The 22,433-nt window shown below is 47.7% G+C and carries 19 protein-coding genes and 7 tRNA genes; 9 read left to right on the top strand and 17 right to left on the bottom strand.

What is annotated here, in order from left to right; genetic code table 11:
• Positions 1 to 10: 10 nt before the first annotated feature.
• The 3 genes from PRUTH_RS03390 to PRUTH_RS03380 all read right to left on the bottom strand — a co-directional run bounded on the left by PRUTH_RS03390 (position 11) and on the right by PRUTH_RS03380 (position 4,043).
• Positions 11 to 2,227 carry an FAD-dependent oxidoreductase gene (locus PRUTH_RS03390; protein ID WP_151172520.1) on the bottom strand — a complete coding sequence of 739 codons (2,217 nt, stop codon included), beginning with the start codon at positions 2,225 to 2,227 and terminating at the stop codon, positions 11 to 13.
• A complete protein-coding gene (locus PRUTH_RS03385; protein ID WP_045979773.1) occupies positions 2,220 to 3,170 on the bottom strand; it encodes an acetoacetate decarboxylase family protein in 951 nt (316 codons plus the stop codon). Before PRUTH_RS03385 ends, PRUTH_RS03390 begins: the two co-directional genes overlap by 8 nt.
• A 108-nt stretch (positions 3,171 to 3,278) precedes the next feature.
• A complete protein-coding gene (locus PRUTH_RS03380) occupies positions 3,279 to 4,043 on the bottom strand; it encodes a class II glutamine amidotransferase (RefSeq protein WP_022946720.1) in 765 nt (254 codons plus the stop codon).
• Positions 4,044 to 4,349: 306 nt separating this feature from the next.
• Here PRUTH_RS03380 and PRUTH_RS03375 point away from each other — a divergent pair, with 306 nt between their 5' ends.
• The 3 genes from PRUTH_RS03375 (at position 4,350) to PRUTH_RS03365 (ending at position 10,410) form a co-directional block, all read left to right on the top strand.
• Positions 4,350 to 5,666, top strand: a complete 1,317-nt coding sequence (locus PRUTH_RS03375) for a diguanylate cyclase domain-containing protein (RefSeq protein WP_045979774.1) — start codon at positions 4,350 to 4,352, stop codon at positions 5,664 to 5,666.
• Between the two features lie 116 nt (positions 5,667 to 5,782).
• Complete coding sequence (gene fadE / locus PRUTH_RS03370) at positions 5,783 to 8,296, top strand: acyl-CoA dehydrogenase FadE (RefSeq protein ID WP_151172519.1); 2,514 nt, start codon at positions 5,783 to 5,785, stop codon at positions 8,294 to 8,296.
• A 188-nt stretch (positions 8,297 to 8,484) separates the two neighbouring features.
• Complete coding sequence (locus PRUTH_RS03365; RefSeq protein ID WP_151172518.1) at positions 8,485 to 10,410, top strand: S9 family peptidase; 1,926 nt, start codon at positions 8,485 to 8,487, stop codon at positions 10,408 to 10,410.
• A 233-nt stretch (positions 10,411 to 10,643) separates the two neighbouring features.
• On the opposite strand, the gene PRUTH_RS03360 is transcribed toward PRUTH_RS03365, so the two are convergent.
• The 9 genes from PRUTH_RS03360 to dnaQ form a co-directional block, all read right to left on the bottom strand.
• Positions 10,644 to 10,720: transfer RNA gene (locus PRUTH_RS03360), tRNA-Asp, on the bottom strand.
• A gap of 26 nt (positions 10,721 to 10,746) precedes the next feature.
• Positions 10,747 to 10,823, bottom strand: a tRNA-Asp gene (locus tag PRUTH_RS03355).
• A 38-nt stretch (positions 10,824 to 10,861) separates the two neighbouring features.
• Positions 10,862 to 10,938 (bottom strand) — tRNA-Asp (locus PRUTH_RS03350).
• A 43-nt stretch (positions 10,939 to 10,981) separates the two neighbouring features.
• Positions 10,982 to 11,058: transfer RNA gene (locus PRUTH_RS03345), tRNA-Asp, on the bottom strand.
• 29 nt (positions 11,059 to 11,087) lie between these two features.
• Positions 11,088 to 11,164, bottom strand: a tRNA-Asp gene (locus PRUTH_RS03340).
• Between the two features lie 27 nt (positions 11,165 to 11,191).
• A tRNA-Asp gene (locus PRUTH_RS03335) sits at positions 11,192 to 11,268 on the bottom strand.
• A gap of 25 nt (positions 11,269 to 11,293) precedes the next feature.
• A tRNA-Asp gene (locus PRUTH_RS03330) sits at positions 11,294 to 11,370 on the bottom strand.
• Between the two features lie 100 nt (positions 11,371 to 11,470).
• Positions 11,471 to 12,841, bottom strand: a complete 1,371-nt coding sequence (locus PRUTH_RS03325; protein WP_138548978.1) for a TIGR03503 family protein — start codon at positions 12,839 to 12,841, stop codon at positions 11,471 to 11,473.
• Between the two features lie 24 nt (positions 12,842 to 12,865).
• Positions 12,866 to 13,579: a DNA polymerase III subunit epsilon gene (gene dnaQ / locus PRUTH_RS03320; RefSeq protein WP_022946716.1), complete on the bottom strand. Its 714-nt coding sequence runs from the start codon at positions 13,577 to 13,579 to the stop codon at positions 12,866 to 12,868.
• A 66-nt stretch (positions 13,580 to 13,645) separates the two neighbouring features.
• On the opposite strand from dnaQ, the gene rnhA reads away from it, so the two are divergent.
• Together rnhA and PRUTH_RS03310 are read left to right on the top strand one after the other, a co-directional pair.
• A complete protein-coding gene (gene rnhA / locus PRUTH_RS03315; protein WP_151172517.1) occupies positions 13,646 to 14,116 on the top strand; it encodes a ribonuclease HI in 471 nt (156 codons plus the stop codon).
• Between the two features lie 90 nt (positions 14,117 to 14,206).
• Positions 14,207 to 15,028, top strand: coding sequence for an MBL fold metallo-hydrolase (locus tag PRUTH_RS03310; RefSeq protein WP_151172516.1), 822 nt, complete (start codon positions 14,207 to 14,209; stop codon positions 15,026 to 15,028).
• Here the strand turns inward: PRUTH_RS03310 and PRUTH_RS03305 are convergent.
• On the bottom strand, positions 14,976 to 15,734 hold the full coding sequence (locus PRUTH_RS03305; RefSeq protein ID WP_130148395.1) for a class I SAM-dependent methyltransferase: 759 nt from the start codon (positions 15,732 to 15,734) through the stop codon (positions 14,976 to 14,978). The genes PRUTH_RS03310 and PRUTH_RS03305 overlap by 53 nt on opposite strands.
• Positions 15,735 to 15,788: 54 nt before the next feature.
• On the opposite strand from PRUTH_RS03305, the gene gloB reads away from it, so the two are divergent.
• The gene (gene gloB, locus PRUTH_RS03300) at positions 15,789 to 16,556 is read left to right on the top strand and encodes a hydroxyacylglutathione hydrolase (protein ID WP_151172515.1); all 768 of its coding nucleotides are present in this window, start codon (positions 15,789 to 15,791) and stop codon (positions 16,554 to 16,556) included.
• Between the two features lie 92 nt (positions 16,557 to 16,648).
• Positions 16,649 to 18,208: a LysM peptidoglycan-binding domain-containing protein gene (locus PRUTH_RS03295; RefSeq protein ID WP_022946711.1), complete on the top strand. Its 1,560-nt coding sequence runs from the start codon at positions 16,649 to 16,651 to the stop codon at positions 18,206 to 18,208.
• Positions 18,209 to 18,253: 45 nt separating this feature from the next.
• Here PRUTH_RS03295 and PRUTH_RS03290 read toward each other — a convergent pair whose 3' ends face one another.
• From PRUTH_RS03290 to PRUTH_RS03280, 3 genes are read right to left on the bottom strand one after another with little or no spacing between them, the layout of a single operon-like run.
• Entirely contained in the window at positions 18,254 to 18,703 is a 450-nt protein-coding gene (locus PRUTH_RS03290) for a flavodoxin (protein ID WP_022946710.1), read from the bottom strand.
• The gene (gene truC / locus PRUTH_RS03285; protein WP_151172514.1) at positions 18,704 to 19,492 is read right to left on the bottom strand and encodes a tRNA pseudouridine(65) synthase TruC; all 789 of its coding nucleotides are present in this window, start codon (positions 19,490 to 19,492) and stop codon (positions 18,704 to 18,706) included.
• Positions 19,489 to 19,800 (bottom strand): YqcC family protein, encoded by a 312-nt coding sequence (locus tag PRUTH_RS03280; RefSeq protein ID WP_151172513.1) that lies wholly within the window; start codon positions 19,798 to 19,800, stop codon positions 19,489 to 19,491. The genes truC and PRUTH_RS03280 overlap by 4 nt, the downstream gene beginning before the upstream one ends.
• A 106-nt stretch (positions 19,801 to 19,906) precedes the next feature.
• Here PRUTH_RS03280 and PRUTH_RS03275 point away from each other — a divergent pair, with 106 nt between their 5' ends.
• Together PRUTH_RS03275 and PRUTH_RS03270 are read left to right on the top strand one after the other, a co-directional pair.
• A complete protein-coding gene (locus PRUTH_RS03275) occupies positions 19,907 to 20,941 on the top strand; it encodes a DUF3549 family protein (RefSeq protein ID WP_151172512.1) in 1,035 nt (344 codons plus the stop codon).
• Positions 20,938 to 21,237, top strand: a complete 300-nt coding sequence (locus PRUTH_RS03270) for a DUF3301 domain-containing protein (RefSeq protein ID WP_022946706.1) — start codon at positions 20,938 to 20,940, stop codon at positions 21,235 to 21,237. Before PRUTH_RS03275 ends, PRUTH_RS03270 begins: the two co-directional genes overlap by 4 nt.
• 527 nt (positions 21,238 to 21,764) lie before the next feature.
• Here the strand turns inward: PRUTH_RS03270 and PRUTH_RS03265 are convergent.
• Positions 21,765 to 22,400 carry a GNAT family N-acetyltransferase gene (locus PRUTH_RS03265; protein WP_022946705.1) on the bottom strand — a complete coding sequence of 212 codons (636 nt, stop codon included), beginning with the start codon at positions 22,398 to 22,400 and terminating at the stop codon, positions 21,765 to 21,767.
• Positions 22,401 to 22,433: the final 33 nt, after the last annotated feature.

The following is a 22,433-nucleotide window of genomic DNA, read 5'->3' as shown; positions in this document are numbered from 1 at the left end:
CAGTAGCGTGTTACCAAGGTAAAAAGCCGCGCTCACCACTAATATGGGTTGGCACGCCGGATAGCGCCCGTGCTGTTTGCATGCCAGCCATCACCGCCGCCTCTACACAACCGGCATTAACGCCGGTGCTAATCCAATCTCCAGTAATGTAGAGGTTGCTAAAGTCGGTTTCTTGCGTATGCAAACGGTACTGACTCGTGCCAGTTAATGACAACACATAACGCTCGCTGGGGTCGAGGTTTACGCGCCAATACTGATAATCAAAACGTTGCTCACCCTGTGCGCTCGCAGGAGCATACAAAGTATGCCATTGGAAGCCTTCACTATCGCCAGCTTCTGGCCACAAATAATGCATGCTGTGCTTAAGTTTGTTGAGGCAATTGTTTTTCACGTTTTGCAATTGCTGCTGCGCAAAGCCCGTGTCGCTCGCGGGAGGGAAATCAGCGCACGTATAGGCGCTGCAAAAATACGCGACATTAACTGGTTGATTATCCTCTGGCCACTGTTCCCAAGGTAGTAGGTGTGCCATCGCGGCCCAGGTATCGAAGGGCTTGGAAAACGCGCTGAGGATAGGCGGTTTTGTCGATGCTTGCCAACCTAGCTGCCGATCGTCTTTATTTAGCCACAGCTGCATTGCTTGGGTAGCCACGGTGCCAAGCTCCTTAACACTCGTCGCTAGCTGAGTGTCTGTTGCTAAAAGCGCTGGCGCTATATGCTCCATGCTTGCCACTGATACACCACATATCACATGATCAAAGTCCACTGCGCGCTCTAGGGTAATACGTTCAAGCGGTGCAGAAAAATGATGCTCATACACCGCCTCCCAGTCACTCCAATGTGACTCAAGGTTTATGTTGTGGGTCTTTAATAGTTGCGCTTGGTCTGCGTTAATTTGTGTATATAACGGCTCACTTGGCCAGCAAGGTAAGCCGTGGATATCCACTAAAGGATGATAATCTGGGTGCTTAAGATCAACTTGCTTGCACAGCTCAATCTTTTGCACAAAGCGCCCGCTACTGTCGGGATACAATTGCTGCACCTGATGAAAAAAGGCAAATTTCACGCCGCGCTGCTTTAATAGCTCGTAGATGGGCGCAAAAATAACATCGCCCATTCCCGCTTGCATCTTCCACATTACGCCGCCACGGTAACACAGCAGAATTCGTAGGATAGCCAAGGCTGCGACCCCCGCCTCCACATTCGGTTTGCTAAAATCGCCATCTTGGTAGCCAAACACTAAGTCGTAAAACCCTCTTACTGGAGCGCTATCAACGCTAAAGTGCGGGTCTGCACCATTATCGCTAAGCCACTGGCGTAAATCACGGTCATTAATACTGGCAAAGCCACGCTCATGAATTTTGTCGCGTATTAAACCAACCAACATGGCAATCGCTAAATCGGCACAAATATAGGCTTGACGCAGCTTCGCATTGTCATCGAGTAACTCACGAACTTCTTCACGCAGCCAGCGCTTAAGCTTACGGACAATATACCAAGTTCCCAAACGATCCGACTTGTGACTAAAACTTTCGTCGTTAACACGCAAATTGAGTAAAGCACTAAGCTGCTCTAATAATAACCTAGGGTTAGAAATAACCTGCTGCGCATCTTGACGTAGCTCGGTGTAAAACTGACTTACCTCCAGAGTGATACTGCTGAAGGTACTTTGCACTTGCTCCATAATGCTGGCTAAAAGATGCTGATCACGCCGCTTCCGAGTGGTGAGTACAGGTTTATGTGCCAGCTCATGCTCTATATCGTCGACAAACTTCTTTAGCCAGGCGACCAAAAGCCGAGCAATTTGCCAAAAGTGTAAATCCAAAGTGCCCGCACTAGGGTTCCCCTCGATTCGTGGAAATTCAATGGCCCAAGGCTGCCATTGGCCGTTAATATGCTCTTGTAAGGCGATAACATCATGAGGTTTAAATGCCTGTTGCCACGTTGCCATAGGGTGAGTCGCAGGTCTATCCAGTGCTTGATAAACTCGCTCTATGGTGCGGAACGAATTTACATAGGCGCCAAACCAAACATGTAAGCCATGCTCCTCAATACGTTGGCCCATATTTGCGTTGCGACCACTGGCGCCTTTGCCACCCAAACGCCAGCCTTGCTGATACACGGTTATATCAAACTGTTGTTGCCAATTGGCTTTTTCCGTTAAATACACAGCAGCGGTCATAGCACTGACGCCACCACCAAGAATCGCGATTTTTTGCTGCTCAGACATAACCTTGCTCCACAATTACCCTTGCCCCAGCCTGCTCAAAGTCCATATTGACGTAATAAGGCAGCCGCGCCCATTGCTTACCTGTAGCGATACCAAAGAGTTGCTGCAGTGGAAACGCATCAAGATGGCGAATATCAACCTCATACTCCCCTTCTAATAACCCCACCTCATGAATAGCATTGATGGTTGAGGGCGAGTGCAGCACGGCGCTGTAAAGACTGTTTTGGGCCATTCCATCCGGGCATTGTTTAAACAAAATTTGGTCTAAATAAGGGTGTGTAACCCCGCCTAACAACTGTTTGATGAGCTCTTTGCTCAGGTGCGCCCCTTGCGCTCCTTGCGACAATAACTCGGCTATTTCTTTAGTCGTCTCATACGCTTCGCTTAGCCAATTATCATTATCATCCACTCTACGAACCCGTAAGAGCTCATGCCAGGCCATTTGCGTGTTTGGGTGGTAAGGTTGAAAGGTTTCTAGTTGCAGCGAAAAGTCACTGTTTGCCCGCTTATTCTCGGGCATGCTGTAGCGACATAAATATTTGTTATAACCCCAAATCTCGCGGCCATTAATTAAAGCATTTATGTTATTTACACAAATAAAGGCAGGAAACCAATATAGATGCAAAGCGCGGTCATCACCCTTTTCTTGTTTGACGACAGGCAACCAGATGATGATATCAGTCTCTTGCATCCAGCCATATTCACTAAAGGGCGCCTGCAACGAAGCGATGCGGGTGATATCAGTAAAGCTTAGTAACGGCGATGAGCCCAGTACTTTAAAAAAGTAAGGTGAGGAGTCGATTGAATTCAACGTGGTATCAACAAAGTGCTGCATTTTTTGCTCACAGCCTACTAAGAAAAAGCCGAACATGCGCGCATCTTTCATGCCACACGGCGGTTTGGCGATGGGGTTTGAAGGGTAATGAATATAAGGTAAAGCCATCCTACTCTACTCGCTGGTTTTAATCTTTTAGGCCCAAAAGTTAGGGCAACGCGTGCACCGAGTATAGATGGCTTTTTATTTGTTCACATTATTTAAACAAGTACGTTGTTAAATTTTCTCGCCCAACTTAAACAAGACGAACTCGCCAGGTTGCATTTTTTGCCAACGCTCATCATTGGTTAATGGCCGCGTTGCGATGACCGTCACTATGTCATCAGGAGTGGTTTCCTGTTGAAAGTTAACCACCATATCAGCATCGATTAGCGTGGCTTTACCAAAAGGTGCGCGGCGAGTGATCCAGTGCAAATTGTTAGTACAATACGCCAGTACAAACACACCATCGGTTAGCAGCATATTAAATACGCCTTTTTCTCTTAGTTGGTGCGCCAGTTTGGCTGCGTAACGAAAAACACTCGCCATATTGCTGGGTTTTGTGGGGTACTTTTCACGAATTTTGTCGAGCAACCAGCAAAACGCCAGCTCACTGTCGGTATTACCGACAGGACGATAGTAAGAGGGCTTTAAATCACTGTAGTCTGAGAGCTGACCATTGTGCGCGTAGGTTATCTCCTTACCCCATAACTCGCGAGTAAACGGATGGGTGTTCTCCAAGCAAGTTCGTCCACGATTCGCTTGACGAATATGACTGATCACCGACTTACTTTTTATGGGATACGCGCGCACCAGTTTGGCTATTTCCGACTCGCTACTCGGCAATGGGTCTTTAAATGAGCGACACCCTTTACCCTCATAAAACGTGATCCCCCAACCATCTTTGTGCGGGCCCGTATTTCCGCCACGCTCTAACAAGCCGGTAAAACTAAAACAAATATCTGTTGGTACGTTGGCAGACATGCCAAGCAACTCACACATCAATAAATTCCTAAATAAAAACAAACATATAAAATAAAACCTAATCAAAAAAGCTATCGTTCACTGTTATGAATGAACCAAAAGTACTCGTTATTCGATAGCTTATTAGCTAAATTAAATTTGTTTCCGCTAGCTCCAAAGGTACTCTTGATATAAGCGCTAGTGCAAACGAAAAAGAATATCACTTCTCTAAGCCACAATTACTCACCATTTAAGTAAGTCAATGTTTGAGCGACACTTTTTATTGTCATTGTACCCTACTACACTTATTGTAATTAAATTAGTTTGAAGTCCAAGCGCGATTAAATGATATCCAATAAAAGCACACTCTTGCTAGTCACCGCAGCAGTCGCTTATATAGCCACTGCAGCTTTCATTGTGTATCACGTTTCAATGGTATTTTACGATAAGGGTGAACAAGCGACTCAAAATGAGTTGAGAAATAAGGTCATGCTCATTAAGGCCACAATCGAGTCGAAGCTCTACAAAGAACTCCATGCAATTGACCGGCTAGCCAATATTGTATCTTCTGACCCTGATAAAGCATTAGAGAATTGGGGTCCGGTCGCCACAAACGTTTTGAAAAAAACATTTTACGTGCGAAATCTCGCTTTAGCGCCTAACGATGTGGTTACTCGAGTGTTTCCGTTAGAGGCTAACAATAAGGCAATTGGCTTAGACTACAGGACAAAACCAAAGCAGTATGCTGGTGTCCTAGCCGCTAAAGAAGACGGGTTTATCCATATCACTGAACCTGTGAATTTGGTCCAAGGCGGCCAAGGCATATTAGTGCACTTCCCTATTTACCTAGACTATCCTGATAACAATCGGTACTGGGGAGTGTTAAGTATCGTATTGGATCATCAAAGGCTGTTAATGGATAGTAAGATAGCTCACTTACAGGATACATTCATACTCGTTTCAAGCCCCAACCAATCGGAACTTTTTTCATTTGGTCACGCTCACTTAAAAGCATCAACTCCCGCTTCCGTACTCGAAATTTCCATTCCACATAATAGTTGGCAATTACAGGTATATGCTAAACCAGCTGGTGCTTTTAATTCTATGTTTTATGTGGCAGTCGTTTCGGGTGCCATTATATCCACTTTGGTTTTCGTAATATTACTTCTGCTACTTATAAACTATATGAAGGCACGAAGCGCAGCGCTACACGACCCACTAACCAACCTTCCAAACCGTAGATTCCTTCATGAATATTCAGCCCAGCTTGACTCAACTCAATTACCTCCTAGTTATGCCGTAGTCTGTATTGATTTAGACAAATTTAAAGAAGCTAATGATAGCTATGGGCATGCGTGCGGAGACGCTATTTTAAAAGAGGTCGCTTGGCGCATCAAAAATTGCATTCGTTCGTCCGATATTGCCATTCGTTATGGAGGAGACGAGTTTTTAATTCTGTTGACTCGAGTGACACTGAAAAGTGAAATCCCTGATGTAGTGAATAAAATAGAACACGCTATCGAAGCCGAACCCATAGTATGGGATGGCCACAATATAACTATACCTACCAGTATTGGTTTTGCTGACAGCTCTGAAGGCTCAAATGTCGAAGCAACAATTCATTTAGCAGATAAACGTATGTATGAAAATAAGCAAAGGTAAGAAACACATGACGTATACACTGTAAATATTTAGCGCTATTTGAAACACTGCAAAATTTATCAGTGATAAAAGGTGCAAGCACCCTATAATTAGTCCAAGAGGGCTTGCAACCCTAATTGAGTAACGCTAATCTAGCTGCTAGTGGTCAGACCTCTAACAAGGAATCAGATTATGACACTTCTTTTTTTATACTTGCGCTTATTGTGGTGCTGTCTTACGCCAGTTACCATCGCGCCAGTTTTAATACCTGCCTCGGTCTTGCCGTTGCAACAATGATTGTCGGCACCATTGCCGGTGGTTTTGGTATCATTAGCTGGCTTATCTTTTTAGTTATTGCCGTGCCTCTGTCTGTAACGACAGTTCGACAGCAATACCTCGTAAAACCTCTTTTTGCGGCTTTCAAAAAAGTCACCCCGACGATGTCAGATACCGAAAAGTCAGCCATTGATGCTGGTACTACATGGTGGGAAGCGGATCTTTTTTGTGGTCGTCCTAACTGGAATAAACTACACCAGTACCCCATTCCAAAGCTGAGCGCTGAAGAGCAGGCTTTCCTTGATGGACCCGTGGAAGAAGTGTGCGGTATGTTTAGCGATTGGGAAGCAACCCACGAGCTTACCGATTTACCGGAAGAGGTTTGGCAATATCTGAAGGACAATAAGTTCTTCGCCATGATCATCAAAAAAGAATTTGGTGGTTTAGAGTTCTCAGCTTACGCCCAATCATGTGTGCTGCAAAAGCTCACCAGTAAGTCGACCTTGTTATCGTCAATTGTCGGTGTCCCTAACTCATTAGGCCCAGGCGAGCTGCTCCAGCACTATGGTACCAAAGAGCAAAAAGACCATTACCTCCCTCGTTTGGCTAAAGGTGATGAGATCCCATGCTTCGCACTGACCTCTCCCGAAGCGGGTTCTGATGCCAGTGCCATTCCTGATTTTGGTGTGGTCTGTAAGGGTGAATTTAACGGCGAAGAAGTGACTGGTATTCGCTTAACTTGGAACAAGCGCTACATCACACTGGCACCGGTTGCGACAGTGCTTGGTCTTGCTTTTAAGCTACGTGATCCAGACGGCTTGCTGGGCGATGAAGAAGAGCTCGGCATTACCTGTGCGCTTATTCCAACCGATATGGAAGGCGTAAAAATTGGCCGTCGCCACTTCCCTTTGAATGTGCCGTTCCAAAATGGCCCAACCCAAGGCGAAGACGTTTTCGTGCCACTAGACTACATCATTGGTGGTCCAAAAATGGCTGGTCAAGGCTGGCGTATGCTGGTTGAGTGTTTGTCGGTTGGTCGTGCTATTACCCTACCCTCAAATTCAACGGGCGGCATTAAATCGCTTGCTGTTGCCACCGGTGCTTACAGCCGTATTCGCCGCCAATTCCGCCTACCCATTGGCAAAATGGAAGGTGTTGAAGAAGCTATGGCGAAACTGGGCGGTTACGCCTATGCCAGTGATGCGGCGGTCAGTATGTCTACCGGCGCGGTTGATTTAGGTGAAAAGCCATCTGTCATTTCAGCCATTTTGAAATATCACCTGACCGAGCAAATGCGTGAGTCCACCATGCATGCTATGGATGTTCATGGCGGTAAGGGCATTTGCCTAGGGCCAAATAACTACCTTGGCCGAGGTTATCAAGGTGCCCCTATTGCGATCACCGTAGAAGGCGCCAACATCCTCACTCGTAACATGATTATTTACGGTCAAGGCGCGATTCGCTGTCACCCGTTTGTGTTAACCGAGCTGAATGCCTGTAGCATCGAAGACAGCAATGAAGCTTTGGATGTATTCGACAATGCTCTAATGGGCCATATCGGCTACACCATTTCTAACTTGGTACGTACGAAGTGGCTAGCATTAACCGGAGCGCGTTTTACCAGCGTGCCTTATAAAGATGAAACCACAGAGTTTTATCGCGATGCGGCGCGTTTCAGTGCCTCTTTGGCGCTGATGTCTGATATTTGTATGGCGGTGTTTGGTGGCTCACTAAAACGCAAAGAGCGCATCTCTGCACGCCTTGGTGACATGCTAAGTTACCTGTACTTAGTCTCAGCGACTTTGAAACGCTACAACGACGAAGGCCGCCGCAAAGAAGATTTGCCATTAGTTAAATGGGCCTGTCAGGAATACTTGTATCGCTGTCAGCGTGCGCTGGCTGATTTAATCAATAACATGCCCTCAGTGTTTTTGCGCGGTGTGCTTAAGGTTATTTTGTTCCCTTGGGGCCGCCCAGTGCGCAAGCCAACCGATAAGCAAGAGCATGTTATTGCCCAGCTACTGCAAACGCCTAACGAGACTCGTGAGCGCTTGTCACAGCATATCTTCTTAACCGATGGCCCACACAGCCTACTCGGTAAACAAGAGCAGACACTACGCAACATTCTTGCTGTGGAGCCGCTGTTCGATAAGGTATGCCGCGCGACGGGCAAAAAGCTGCCTTTCACTCAGCTTGATAAGGTTGCACAAATGGGCCTTGATGAAGGCGTGCTCAGTGAGCAAGAAGCCCATCAATTGCGCGATGTCGAGCAGCAACGTTTGAATGTGATCAACGTTGATGACTTTGATCCCGCCGACCTACTCGCGGGTAAAGCGGCGCGCAGACGACCAAACAAAAAGGCGTCTGCTGCTTAATAATTTGTGCACAATTGCACTTTTCCACGACACCAAGCCAGCATATGCTGGCTTTTTTATGGCTGTTGCAAAATTTGCTAACAATTTGCACCTAAAAAAGCCCCTCCCTAGCCTTGCTTTTCCCAGCGTGAACCCGAACACTAAAAGCGAAAATAACAATACCTAAAAAACTAACAGGATATATATTTATGATAGCGAAGCATTTTATTGCCAGCGCCCTAGCAGGCGCCATCGCGCTCTCTCTAGCTGGATGCCAGCAGAGCTCTTCTAACGAGCTACAAAGTGTACAAACGCAAAGCCAGTTCCAAACTTACAGCGCCGAGACCTTCTACGATACCGTGAGTTTAAGGGGCAATAGCATCAACCATAGTGGTGATAAACTGCTACTGAGCAGTGATGAGAATGGGGTGTTTAACCTCTATGAGGTCGACATTAAAACCGGCGCTCGCACACAGCTGACCGACGCCAAAGACAGCACTTATGCACTGGCATTTTTCCCCAAGGACGACCGAATTCTGTTTAGCCGAGATAGCGGTGGTAACGAGCGCACGCACGTGTTTGTTCGCGATCAGCAAGGCGAGATCACCGACTTAACGCCCGGCGAAGAGACCCGCGCGGCATTTGCAGGCTTTAGCCAAGACGGGCAACATTTTTATGTGCTGAGCAACCAGCGTGACGCCAAGTTTATGGACTTATACAAATTCGATAGCAACAGTTATGAGTCTCAGCGTGTTTATACCAACGAAACAGGGCTCGATGTCAGTGCCATCAGCCCAGATGGCCGATATATTGCGCTAACTAAGCACCACGATAACCGTGATAGTGATTTTTATCTACTGGATACTGCATCAGGTGAAGGCCCTAAGCTTCTCAGCGCTCACGAGCAACCAGCCAAGTATAGCGCTTGGAGTTTCAGTGTTGATGGGCAATCACTGTATTACACTACGAATGCCAAAGGCGAGTTTCGCCAAATGTGGCGCTATAACTTGGCTACACAAGAGCATGAACTTGCTTTGGACGCCGACTGGGATGTCAGCTTTATGGAGTACTCAAAGTCTGGGCGGTACCGCGTCAGCGCCGTCAATGCCGATGCCAGCACCCAGGTAACGATTTTAGACACCAAGACAAACCAAGAGCTGGCATTGCCATCGACACTGCCTAAGGGCACGCTCAGTGGCGTCGAATTTAGTGATGATGAACAAATCATGTCATTTTATTTAAGCTCAGATACCAGCCCACGCAATCTATATGTATGGCGCATTGGCAGCGACCAAGCGCAGCGTCTCACCAACACCCTGAGTGCAAACATTGCTGAAGAAAACCTCGTGAGCAGCGAAGTGGTCCGCTTTAAAAGCTTTGATGGACTCACCATTCCCGGCATTTTGTACAAGCCTAAGCAGGCTTCAGCCACGAATAAAGTTCCTGCTTTAGTCTGGGTGCACGGTGGCCCAGGTGGCCAAAGCCGCACGGGTTATAATGCTATGCGACAGTTCTTAGTGAACCAAGGTTACGCGGTTTTTGCAGTGAATAACCGTGGCAGTGCCGGCTATGGCAAAACCTTCTTTCACCTCGATGACAAAAAGCACGGTGAAGAAGACTTACAAGATATTATCTACGGCAAAAAGCACTTACAAACACTGGATTGGGTCGATAACGATAAGATTGGCATTATCGGCGGCAGTTACGGTGGCTATATTACGGCGGCAGCACTCGCCTTCGCCCCCGACGAATTTGAAGTGGGTATTAATATCTTTGGTGTCACTAACTGGGTGCGGACACTAAAATCCATTCCACCTTGGTGGGAGAGCTACAAAAAGGCACTCTACGATGAGATGGGCGATCCGGCCACCGATGAAGAGCGTCATCGTCGTATTTCACCGTTGTTCCACGCAGATAACATCAAAAAACCGTTATTAGTGGTACAAGGAGCCAATGATCCCCGAGTTCTACAGGTTGAAAGCGATGAGCTCGTTGCCGCAGTGAAAGCCAACGGGGTGCCAGTTGAGTATGTACTCTTCCCCGACGAGGGCCACGGCTTTAGTAAGCGTGAAAACCGCATTACAGCGGCCAATGCGTACCTGTCTTTTCTTGATAAATATTTAAGAGGTCAATAATACTGCTGTGGCCAGTGCATGCTGGCCACACACTCTCCCTGTTAACTGCCTTCACGCACCGCCTACATATGTAGCGTCGTTCTTTGCAAGCGCCCTTATAGCTAGAAAACACAGCACCCGCCTATCTAGGCTAATTACAGGTAAATAGAAGCAGCACCCACAGCGGGTATTAAAAGGGAATAGATAAAGGAATAACAAGAATGTATCTGGAAATACTGAGTGAGCACACTCAGTGGCGGAGTGGACGGGACTCGAACCCGCGACCCCCGGCGTGACAGGCCGGTATTCTAACCAACTGAACTACCACTCCGCAGTGGTATGAGTGCATCGTCTAAATGGCGGAGTGGACGGGACTCGAACCCGCGACCCCCGGCGTGACAGGCCGGTATTCTAACCAACTGAACTACCACTCCGCAGTGACGATGTGTGTACATAGGGTTTATTCAGACATTGGCGGAGTGGACGGGACTCGAACCCGCGACCCCCGGCGTGACAGGCCGGTATTCTAACCAACTGAACTACCACTCCGCAACAAGCGCTGAATAAAGCAATGTACTAAAAAATATAAAGATGGCGGAGTGGACGGGACTCGAACCCGCGACCCCCGGCGTGACAGGCCGGTATTCTAACCAACTGAACTACCACTCCGCAGAGATTTATATTTTTTCTATTCCGAATGGCGGAGTGGACGGGACTCGAACCCGCGACCCCCGGCGTGACAGGCCGGTATTCTAACCAACTGAACTACCACTCCGCGACGGAATAAGGCTGTTTACTTAACTGGCGGAGTGGACGGGACTCGAACCCGCGACCCCCGGCGTGACAGGCCGGTATTCTAACCAACTGAACTACCACTCCAACGAGTAAGCAAACACTGGATAACTGGCGGAGTGGACGGGACTCGAACCCGCGACCCCCGGCGTGACAGGCCGGTATTCTAACCAACTGAACTACCACTCCGCGATATCCAAACTGCCAGAAGCTCTGCCCTGACAGCGGCGTGAATGATACGAATCACCCCTTGGTGAGTCAATAGTTTTTTTGAATTTTTAGGGCTTTTTTAGTCATCTGACATCGAAAGGTTTAAAATTTCACCTGATTTATCACTTTTTGAGCCATTTTTATCTGAGTTAGCTTCAGAGCTGTTTGTTTCTTGCTCATCACTTTGGGCACTTTTTTTCTTCCAGAACAATAAATTAATATTGCCTAAAAGTGGCTTTTTTTGCACCAACACGCGAATGGCTGCCCATCCAGCGAGCAAAATAAACACATTCCCCAACACCACTAAGCTGTAGAATAACGCATTACTCATCGCACTTGGCTGATCACTTTGCTCTGCCAATTCGGTAGGCCCTTGGCTCACCGGGGGCGCTATTTCTTCGACCTTTTCTATGGGCCGAGCAATGGCAAATTCATAATCAGGCAGGGCCGCCATAAACTCACGGCCATTACTGTTCGTGCCGTATAGCTCTATTTGCAGCGAATAACGCCCCCATTCGTAATTGCTAATGGTGATCACGCGCGTGTTATCTTGCTCAGCTGGCAATGAAAAGGCTTGTTCATCGTTATTGGGATAAAAGATCTTTCCTTGGAGCAACACCGATTGCGGATCGAGTAGCTGCTCATCGAGGGTAATGTGTAACTCGTGGCTTTCGCCTTTGGCTCCCTCATGAAGCTCATAGGTGAGCGGCGGCTCTTTGACCACCACTGGCTCTTGCACCACTTTACGTTGGATGATGGGCGTGGTCAGGGCTATCTCTGGCCGCCACTGCCCGGCGGCAAAATCAAGACGAAACTCCCCCGTGAAAATCGCATCACCCGGGCGCTCATCAAAACCTCGGCCATCATCTTTAAAGTTGGCAACATGCTCTGTGCGGGCACCAAAGTTACTGTATTCATTATTATTAGTACTAACGAAATCAACTTGCATGTTAATGACATCACGGAAGCGGCCAATTTTCACCTGCTCACCATCATTTAACACCTTCCCCGTCAGCTTAATAATTTCGCCACGAAAAAGCAGAGGGGGAAGTTCATCAACTTGAAGAGAGATATCGCCGATAACCATAATACGGCTGTCCGGCAAGATTTGCCCAACCACTTGCCATGGCCCTGGCATCGGTTTGTTGAGCACGATTAAGTCATAGCCGAGTTCGTCATGCCACTGTAGGTTGTCGTCATTGAGTGAGTGGGTGGCATAAATTTTACTGCCATCTGGGCGCACCAACACAACGGCGGGTGAGCCTTGGCGGCGAAAAAAGAGCAGCGTAATCTTGTCAACATCGTGGTCAATCCGAAAGCGGTTATCCAACAGCGGGATTTCATTGCCCTCGGCCAATACGGTCAGCTTTTCCTGCTCATCGCCCAGTGCTGGCGCACTGACACCGACACCAAGTAGCAGCACCATACTGATGAAAATTAATTTTGCCATCACCACCCTTTTCACCTTTTATCTCTACTGAGTGCGCCACAAACAATGACCGCCCTCTTTCTCTACCAAGTCTAGACGCTGCTCATGTGCCGCCAACTCTTGTTCGTCAGCACGCAGCACCGTTAAGGCAGGTCTATCTGGGTTTAAACGAATGATGTCACCATCGTCGCCTTGGTTTTGCTGTTCATTATGTTGCGCCAAATTAAGTTTCTTCTGACCGCCGGTCATCGCTAAGTAGACGTCAGCAAGAATCTCAGAATCCAGCAATGCGCCGTGCAACGTTCGCTTTGCATTATCAATATCATAACGGCGGCAAAGCGCATCGAGGTTATTCTTTTGTCCGGGATGCATTTCCCGGGCCATGGTTAAAGTGTCGAGTACTTGGCACACCTGCTCAGTATTAGGGTAGCCTCGATTCAGCATGGCAAATTCGTGGTCCATAAAGCCCACATCGAACGGGGCATTGTGAATAACGAGTTCTGCACCACGGATATAGTCAAGAAACTCGTCGGCTATTTGGTGGTATAGCGGTTTATCTTGCAAAAACTCGTTGGTGATCCCGTGCACGTCGATGGCCTCGTCTTCGATGTCGCGCTGGGGATTAATGTAAACATGAAAATTGTTACCGGTTAGTCGGCGGTTGATCAACTCCACACAACCAATCTCAATAATGCGGTGCCCCTCTTTCGGGCTAATGCCTGTAGTTTCGGTATCAAGCACTATTTGTCTTTGCGCCATATCAGTTTACGCTCATATTTGCTATCTTTGCTGCTTCGTTCATTGTACATAATAACAAGGTAAAGCGTGCAAAAAAGCGTAGAAATTTATACCGATGGCTCGTGTTTGGGGAATCCTGGTCCTGGGGGATACGGTGTTCTTATGCGTTACGGAAAGCACGAAAAAACGCTAAGTCAGGGGTATCAAACCACGACCAATAACCGCATGGAATTACTCGCTGCAATTGTCGCTTTGGAATCGCTCACCCGCCCCTGTGACATTGTCCTTACTACCGACAGCCAATATGTAAAACAAGGCATAGAAAGCTGGTTAGCGAATTGGAAAAAACGCGGCTGGCGTACCGCCAGCAAGCAACCGGTTAAAAATGTTGATTTATGGCAGCGCCTTGACGAGGCTTGCCAACGCCACACCATCGATTGGCGCTGGGTTAAAGGCCACAGCGGACATAAAGAAAATGACATTGTCGATGAGCTCGCACGCACCGCTGCAACCAGCGCACCGTTGTTAGCAGACACCGGCTATCAACCAACAGATTGACGGTGTTGAGGCACCCACCTTGTCCCTCTTTACAGACGCAGACATATAATATAAGTTTTGGTTATATCATATACCTAAAACGGATTAACTATGTCTCTCACCGTGGTGCCTTTTTATCATTCTCCTAGTCACACGTTAAGTTATGTGCTGTTTTGTCCAACCACGCGACATGCAGCGTTGATTGATGCGGTCGCTGATTACGATGCGGCAACAGACACACTGAGTTTTGCCAGTGCTGATATCATTATCCGCTACCTTGAGCGCCATCAATTAACACTTAAATGGCTCATTGAAACACATGTACACGCCGACCACTTCAGCGCATGTAACTACGTTGGTGAGCAATGTGGTGGGCAAACGGTGGTCAGTCAATATATCAGCGATGTACAGCAAACACTTAAGCCGATATATCAGTTATCCTGTGCCACCAATGGTGAGCAATTTGACAAGCTGGTCAATGATGACGACCGCCTGCCCTTAGGTGATTATGAGCTCAAGGTCCTTGCAACACCTGGACACACCCCAGATGGCATTAGCATTTACGTTGATGGCCATGTGTTTATTGGCGATACCTTGTTTATGCCCGATTCTGGGAGCGCTCGCTGTGACTTTCCTAAAGGCAGTGCTGAACAGCTCTACCATTCAATCCAAAAGTTGTTATCTCTACCCAGTGACACTAAGGTGTGGGTGTGTCACGACTATCAACCTGAGGGGCGAGCTTTAGACTACCACAGCACCACTGGCTGTCAGCGTGAACAAAACGTGCATTTGCAACAATCAGCACCGCAGTTTATCGCACAGCGTCAGCAACGTGATGCCACCCTCAATAAGCCTAAGTTAATGGATAAAGCTGTGCCGTTTAATCTTCAGGGTGCGCGCGTCGTTGCCGCCGACTCACCTCAACGCCTTTAATAGCAGGTTTAAAACTTGGCCGTGCGTGCCATTTAGGCTTAATGGGGGTCAGGGGTGTCACCCGCTTACGTGCCACCAGCATATACACACTGCCCATGGGTTTTAAATATTGACGGCAAAAACTGCGCCAGCGGGCAAAGCGCGATAAACGCGAGCCTCGTGCCAATGAAGCATGTAAAAAGCGCTCATCAGCTATCAGCTCAAAGCCCAATAGGTCGAGCCAGTCTTTGACTCGGGAAGGAGTAAAGAAGCGCCCGCTCCAAGGCAGTTTTTGACGGCTAAATGGGATCAAGCTAGCAGCGCCACAAAAGCTAAACGGATTAAAGCCGGTAATAACAATGTAACCACCGGCGATCAGTGTGCGATGGGCCTCACGCAAAATATGATGGGGGTCGCTGTTATATTCTAAACACAGGCTCAGAATACACGCATCCACACTGCCTTCATAGAAAGGGAGCTCATCTACTTCGGCAAGTACGCCAGCTTGTTGTGAACGCGCTGCCACCCCAACTTGATGCTTTATGGGGCTCGCGGACGTATCTAGCTGTACGCTCAGATCGCCTATTTTTAACAGGTGATAACCGAACATGCGCTCTAACCACGGCTGCATCTTACGTTCTACGTCATTTTGTAAGTAGTCACCATGAGGAAACTGCTGCCAGGTATAGGGCGCAGGATGTTGTTGAAAGCTTAGTGCTGGTTTCACAGATTTAGCTCGTTATACTAAGGGGCATAAGTTAACGATATAGAGCTATTCGCTATGGTGCAAGTCGACGCAATCAACGCCTTTAATGATAATTATATTTGGGCCCTGGTGCACCCCACCAAACCTCACGTTTATGTAGTCGATCCAGGGGATGCTGAACCCGTAATGCGCTACCTCGAACAGCATGACTACCAGCTGGCGGGGATACTAGTTACTCATCACCATTGGGATCACACAACAGGTGTCGCCGCACTGAAACAAGCCTACCCAGAGGCGCCGGTGTACGGACCACAGAATAGCCCATTTACGGGCATCGAGCACACGCTCGCAGATGGCGATAGCATTGACGTATTTGGGCTCAATTTCTTAGTGCGTGCCACCCCGGGGCATACCCTTGATCATATCAGCTATATCAATGAGCAGTTGGTCTTTTGTGGGGATACATTGTTCAGTGGAGGATGTGGCCGCCTATTCGAAGGCACGCCAGAGCAAATGTGGCAATCAATGCAAACCTTCCTTACCCTGAGCGACGAGACCTTGGTGTATTGCACGCACGAATATACTCAGGCAAACATGGCATTTGCCTCAGCAGCTCAACCTGAGGATGCAGAGGTGCAGCGCTACACAAACAAAGTCAATGCATTACGAGAGCAAAAACAGATGACCCTCCCTAGCACTATCGGCCAGGAAAAACGCATCAACCCTTTCCTTCGTGCCGATAAAATATCGCCACAAGCACTCCCTACGGCATATCGCCCGGCTACCAGCGGTGAACCCAGTGCAATCTTTGCAGGTCTTCGTGCTTGGAAGGACAATTTCTGAGTCTCTAACTGCGGTACAATTGCGCAAAATTTGTAGGATCTCATCAATTTTTGCTAGTATGCGCCGCAGTTTTGCCCAAAGATTAACAGTTCATGAATAAACATATACTCATCGCAGCGGTGTTATCTGCGTTTTTAAGTGGTTGCCAAACCACCTCTAGGGATGTTCCAATCACTAAACTCCCTAGCAATACTGCGTCCCCGCAAGAGATAAGCGATGCGCTAACAATCGACACCCTAGGCGGCGATGAGGTAGTTGAACAGCTAGAAGAAGCACCTGTATTTGACGATGTCTGGGAGCGGATCCGCTATCAGCTCTCAATAGAAGTTCCGCAAAATCGTCCTGTGGTTGCTGAGCGTAATTACTATGCGCGCCATCAAGCTTATATGGATCGCATTGCCAAACGTGCCGAGCCCTATTTATATTACATTGTTGAGGAAGTCGAAAAGCGTAAAATGCCGATGGAGATTGCGCTGCTGCCGATTGTCGAGAGTGCTTTCGACCCTTACGGTTATTCTCACCGCAGTGCCAGTGGCATCTGGCAATTTATGCCGCAAACGGGCAAACGCTTTGGCTTAAAACAAAACTGGTGGTACGACGGGCGTCGCGATATTGCCGAATCAACCCGCGCCGCGTTGGATTATCTTTCTTATTTGCATAAAACCCTTGAAGGCGACTGGCTAAACGCAATTGCTGCCTATAATTCCGGTGAAGGGCGAGTCATGCGAGCCATTAAGAAAAACCGTCGTAAGCACCTGCCTACCGATTTCTGGTCACTTGATCTGCCACGGGAAACCACCGCCTATGTGCCAAAACTATTGGCACTGGCAGACCTACTTAAACGCCATGATGAGTTTGGCATTAAGTGGAACAAAATAGTTAATGCCCAAGTGATTGATCGTGTCGATGTTGGCTCACAGATTGACTTAGCTTTAGCAGCAGAAATGGCAGGTATTTCGCTTTCCGAATTATATCGCCTCAACCCGGCATTCAACCGCTGGGCCACCGATCCACAGGGGCCACATCACCTACTATTGCCGCTTGATAGCATCACGCCATTCAAACAACAATTAGCGTCAGCGAAGTTGCAAGACCGCTTACGTTGGCAACAGTATGAAGTGGCTGCGGGCGATAGCTTATCGGTGATCGCTAAAAAGTTTAATACCAGTGTTGGCGCTATTCGCACTTTAAACGCATTGGAGTCAAGCACCATACGCGCAGGGCAAACGCTAATGGTGCCTTTATCTGACAAGGCGGCCTCGCACTTACCAGAAAAAGTACGTTTAGCGGTCAATGGTACGACATCACTAACACGCAGCCATACCGTAAAGTCCGGCGATACGCTGTGGGATCTCAGCCGTGAGTACAACGTCACCGTAGCACAGCTAAAAGCCTGGAATAATCTGGGTAACAACGCCATGTTACGGCTAGGGCAAAAACTAAAAATTCGCCAATCCACAGGCCAAGCATTACCGCAAACGACCAACCGCACCATTACCTACAAGGTTCGTCGTGGTGACTCATTATCACGCATTGCTAAGCAATTCGGGCTGCGCGTTGGCGACATTCGCAAATGGAATAACTTAAACGGTAAAAAATACCTCTACCCTGGGCAAAAGCTCAAACTCATTGTGGCTGTAAAACGCGGCTAAAAAAAGCGCTCATATAGAGCGCTTTTTTTGTCTTAAGGCATCATGCTACTTGGTTATTGCACCAGCAAACTGAGCCAACCAAGGTTGCGCCACCGGCTCGGGATCAAAGTCCTCTAGGGCATCAATATCTAAGCGTGGCAGCAGCGGCTTACCTTGCAGCTCCATCAACAGCTCTTCAACTTGCTTACCCGCACCACAAAAAGTATCGCCATAACTGCTATCCCCCATGGCAATGACCGCAAACGGGGTGCCACCTAATAAAGGAAACTGGCTTTGTAAAGCCGCGAACAGTGGCATGAGGTTATCGGGAATATCCCCTTGCCCTGTGGTCGATGTGATCACTAATATATATTCGCTGTTACTAACATCTTCCACTTGCGGGTTATCGATCACTGTGGCTTCATGGCCGTGCTTTTGTAGCTGCTCCTCGGCACTGTCGGCTAGACGCTCCGCACCGCCATAGACACTGCCGTAAAAAATATTAATCTTGGCCATTTAAAACTCCTTCGCATAATAAGCTTGCTCACACACCGGCCACCCGAGGCGCTCGAAAACGGCGAGTGCGTGTTCACCTAGTGGTGCATTAATGTGAATCAATTCTTCGCTGTAAGGATGCCCAAAGTACACATCGGTTGCAAACAGCATTAGCCGCGAAACCTCGAAGTGCTCGGCAAAAAAGTGATTTTGCGTATTATCACCGTGGTTTACATCGTTAATCAAAGGGTGGTTAATGCCCTTCATATGGCGACGTATCTGATGCTTACGCCCTGTTTTAGGCCAACACTCCACCAGCGAATAACGAACACTGGGAAACTTTCCTAAGGCGATAGGCAGGCTTACTTGCAACAAGCAACGTATATCAGTGCGCGCTGATTGTGCTGGCTTGTCTTGTTGCGCGTATTTATCGGCAATTTTATCTAGTTTTTCCTTTAGCGGCCTGTCGATACATTGCTGCTCAGGGGCAAAACCTCTGACTAACGCAAGATAACGTTTGCGCATCCCTCCTTCACTGAACAGCTGTCCTGCACGATTGGCGGCGGCACTGCTAAGCGCAAACAATAATACACCGGATGTGGGCCTGTCTAAGCGATGCAGTGGATACACATGTTGACCGATTTGATCGCGCAGCATTTGCATTGCAAATTGGGTTTCATGCTTATCCAAAAAAGAGCGATGAACCAGTAGTCCCGACGGTTTATTAATAGCGATGTAGTGCTCATCACGATATAGAATATCGAGCGGCTTTACTGGTGCAACATTTACCGAATCTGTTAAGTCGTTCACTCTCCCCCTCCGAGAGTAATATCTATGCGCTTAAGCACTGTGTGCAATTGCGCATACCGCCCTGACCAATAGACCTCAGCCATGGGTGTTAAGGCTATAGCCGAAGGCAGAGGATGTCTTGCGTGTATTAGGGCACGCATTTTGGGAATAAAGACGAACTGCAACCATTGTTCGAACCTCAAGGTATCAACACAAAAAGGTTGGCTGGATTGCAATAAATGCTCAGCAACGGGCTTATCTTGCCATAAGCCTGCATTAGCTAATTCACCTTGCAACTGCGTGAGCAATTGAGTGATGGAATACGACATAACACGGTTATTGCGGTAACTTCAAAAACGCTATATTAGCATTTCTCTTGGGTTGATGACGCAATATGCCTATAATTTGCGGAATTTTATTTTCCAGGAGCCGCGTATGAGCGACAACATCGCCACACTGGCACAATTATTAGATGCCGCCGGCACCACATGGCGTGTATTTGACATTGGTCGTCGGGTGCAAAAAATAGATAAAGCAACCTTTGCTGATATTGAGTCGACAACTATTCCTTATCCATATCCACTGGCACAGCATGCGCTACTGGCGATTCAGTTTTGGGACCCAAAAGCATCGAGTGAGCCTTATGTGTGGTTTTTGAAAATGCCGTTGGATGAGCAAAGTAAGCTGGTAGCAGCGAGTCGTGACCATTTTGCCAATATGGTGCTAGAAGCCATTGGCACATCGTTAACCGGGGCTGAGGGTGAGCAAAGCAAACTCGATAATAACCCTTATGTATTTACTCCCAATGCCAATAAGCGTGCCGCTTTCAATGCCCGTATCAAAGTAGAGTTACGGCAAAGCGCATCTCAGTACTATGAGCATGCACAGCTATATTTTAGTGGTAAGTTGGGCTGGCAAGACTGGCAAAGCGTCGCTGTGCAAGGCCTTGCCGATTTTGCTGCGCGCATTGACCATCAAGATAATGAAGCCCTGCTGTGCCAAGCATGGTCGCAGTTACCTGCACAAGTACGCCAACCTCTCGCTGCCCAGCTAGAAAATAGTGAGCTAGGTACTGAAGCAGCGCAAACCCTACTCACAAGTATCAATCAAGCGATTCAACATCAGGATAAAGCGCTACTTATTGATGCGCTTCGCGCCATCAGCAGTGCACGCGCAGTGGGGCTGGTTGAACAAGCGCTGGGGCAGGTAATGAACAGTGATTACGGCCAGGATGCTGACATATGCCAGGTCATCGCTGGGCGACTTTGGGCTTATTTAGAAGCACCGCAAACCTTAGCACAGTTCTTAGAGCACTGCTGTAGAATAGACACTGAGCAGCCATTGTTCGCCAGTATTTTTGCCGACTTAGTTGCAATCCCAATGTTGCGCCCTCATGTATTAGCTATATTACGGTCTGAGCAGCGTTCTGATGCGCTTTCTCGTGCAATTGGTGGGTTATTTTCGTCGTGAAAACCTTATGGATTCTGCTGCTGTGTGGTGGCGTGATAGCGTTGTTTTGGTATCGCCGTAAAGTGGCAGAAACTGCGCGGTTACATGCTCAGCGTCAAGCTGAACAATTAGGCGTGCAATTTGTTAGTGTTGCTTGCAAACAGTGGCGTTTAGCGATTTTAAGTAATGGTAAGCTTGGGATCCGCAGCCGCTTTATGTTTGAGTTTTCCAGTGACGGCGAAACCTTGTACGAGGGAGAGTTGTGGATGGAGAATGAACGTTTACGTAAGGCCGATATCCCACCGCACAGAATCTAAAAAAAACTAAGGCGTGACTGTAAGTCACGCCCTAATCTGCATCATCCTTGCGCGGTATCCATCACCGCTGACCTTAAGGTCGTCCCTTTTGCTTTCCTTGCTCGATTACCCTATCTAACCGATGCACACCCTGTGCTTTGTTCCTTGCTTCATCCTGAAGTGTTCCTCTTGCCTCCTTGGCCATTCCTAGGCATCCCGCCTTCCCTGCACGTCCTGTGCTCCTGTCCTTTAACGGCGTCCGTTACCGTCTATTCCATTACTATTCCTGCATTACTTTGCGTGGTTGGCCTACATCCGTTCCTTAGCCAAGTGCATCCTGCACTGTTGTCGTCCTGACAATGATAAGTTTAGAGAAAAGCCAAAAAGATGCAGCAAGTGCTTTGCAAAAAGTTTTATTGCAATAATGTAGAAACAATGAAGCAGCCTATATAAATCAATAGGTTAAACTTGTTATAGAGCTAAAGGTAGGTACATATTCATCGTTAAACCCACACCAATGTGAGAAATCTCTCACATTGAAATTTCCATTAAACGCAATGTGGGCTTTTTTTGAATAACAACTCTCCACTGACTTTGCTAAATTGCAATGTTTGCATGGTCTCAAAACCGTGGTTAGCAAAGAAAGTTTGATGCTGAGACTGCGTAACAAACACAGCAAGTCCTTGCGTTTCGTTATCTTCCTCAACAAGATTATCAAGGCCTTTAAGGAGGTAGTGACCATAACCTTGGCGTTGATAGTGGGGATCCACCGCAATAAAGGCTAAAAATAAGTAGCGCCCCATCGTTTTTAAGGCGTTGCGAATGGTCTTTTCCTTTTCAATGAGCTGCTGAGTCGTCAAATAACCAGCACTGAGCATCAGTTTCAGTCGCCAGTGCCAATAGCGATCCGCCTGCATGCTGGCGTCAGATTGAAATACACAAGCAATGGCACGCAGAGCATCATCAACATACAAGCCAACTAATGGTTGCTTGGCCTGCCAAAAACTGTGTAGCTCTTCACGGATGAGCGCGCGTAACTTTTTTTCATACTCTTGGGTTTTACTGCTCTCGGCGCTGAATATTTCTCGCATTAGCGGGTCGTCATGATAAGCCTGATAAATCAGGCTCGCAGCCACATTCAAATCTTCCGGAGTAAGATACCTAACTTTATAGTCGCCGAGCATGGTATTTCCTTGTTATCGTTGTTGTTCTATAGT

The sequence above is a fragment of the Pseudoalteromonas ruthenica genome (assembly GCF_008808095.1).
Taxonomy (GTDB): Bacteria; Pseudomonadota; Gammaproteobacteria; order Enterobacterales; family Alteromonadaceae; genus Pseudoalteromonas; species Pseudoalteromonas ruthenica.
The sequence above is the reverse complement of the archived record's forward strand: the minus strand, read 5'-3'. Positions and strand labels throughout refer to the sequence as shown.

Excerpts from the sequence above, each read along its gene's own strand:
- PRUTH_RS03390 (WP_151172520.1), bottom strand. The coding sequence starts at position 2,227 with ATGTCTGAGCAGCAAAAAATCGCGATTCTTGGTGGTGGCGTCAGTGCT.
- PRUTH_RS03385 (WP_045979773.1), bottom strand. The coding sequence starts at position 3,170 with ATGGCTTTACCTTATATTCATTACCCTTCAAACCCCATCGCCAAACCG.
- PRUTH_RS03380 (WP_022946720.1), bottom strand. The coding sequence starts at position 4,043 with ATGTGTGAGTTGCTTGGCATGTCTGCCAACGTACCAACAGATATTTGT.
- PRUTH_RS03375 (WP_045979774.1), top strand. The coding sequence starts at position 4,350 with ATGATATCCAATAAAAGCACACTCTTGCTAGTCACCGCAGCAGTCGCT.
- PRUTH_RS03365 (WP_151172518.1), top strand. The coding sequence starts at position 8,485 with ATGATAGCGAAGCATTTTATTGCCAGCGCCCTAGCAGGCGCCATCGCG.
- PRUTH_RS03325 (WP_138548978.1), bottom strand. The coding sequence starts at position 12,841 with ATGGCAAAATTAATTTTCATCAGTATGGTGCTGCTACTTGGTGTCGGT.
- dnaQ (WP_022946716.1), bottom strand. The coding sequence starts at position 13,579 with ATGGCGCAAAGACAAATAGTGCTTGATACCGAAACTACAGGCATTAGC.
- PRUTH_RS03310 (WP_151172516.1), top strand. The coding sequence starts at position 14,207 with ATGTCTCTCACCGTGGTGCCTTTTTATCATTCTCCTAGTCACACGTTA.
- gloB (WP_151172515.1), top strand. The coding sequence starts at position 15,789 with ATGGTGCAAGTCGACGCAATCAACGCCTTTAATGATAATTATATTTGG.
- PRUTH_RS03295 (WP_022946711.1), top strand. The coding sequence starts at position 16,649 with ATGAATAAACATATACTCATCGCAGCGGTGTTATCTGCGTTTTTAAGT.
- PRUTH_RS03290 (WP_022946710.1), bottom strand. The coding sequence starts at position 18,703 with ATGGCCAAGATTAATATTTTTTACGGCAGTGTCTATGGCGGTGCGGAG.
- PRUTH_RS03280 (WP_151172513.1), bottom strand. The coding sequence starts at position 19,800 with ATGTCGTATTCCATCACTCAATTGCTCACGCAGTTGCAAGGTGAATTA.
- PRUTH_RS03275 (WP_151172512.1), top strand. The coding sequence starts at position 19,907 with ATGAGCGACAACATCGCCACACTGGCACAATTATTAGATGCCGCCGGC.
- PRUTH_RS03265 (WP_022946705.1), bottom strand. The coding sequence starts at position 22,400 with ATGCTCGGCGACTATAAAGTTAGGTATCTTACTCCGGAAGATTTGAAT.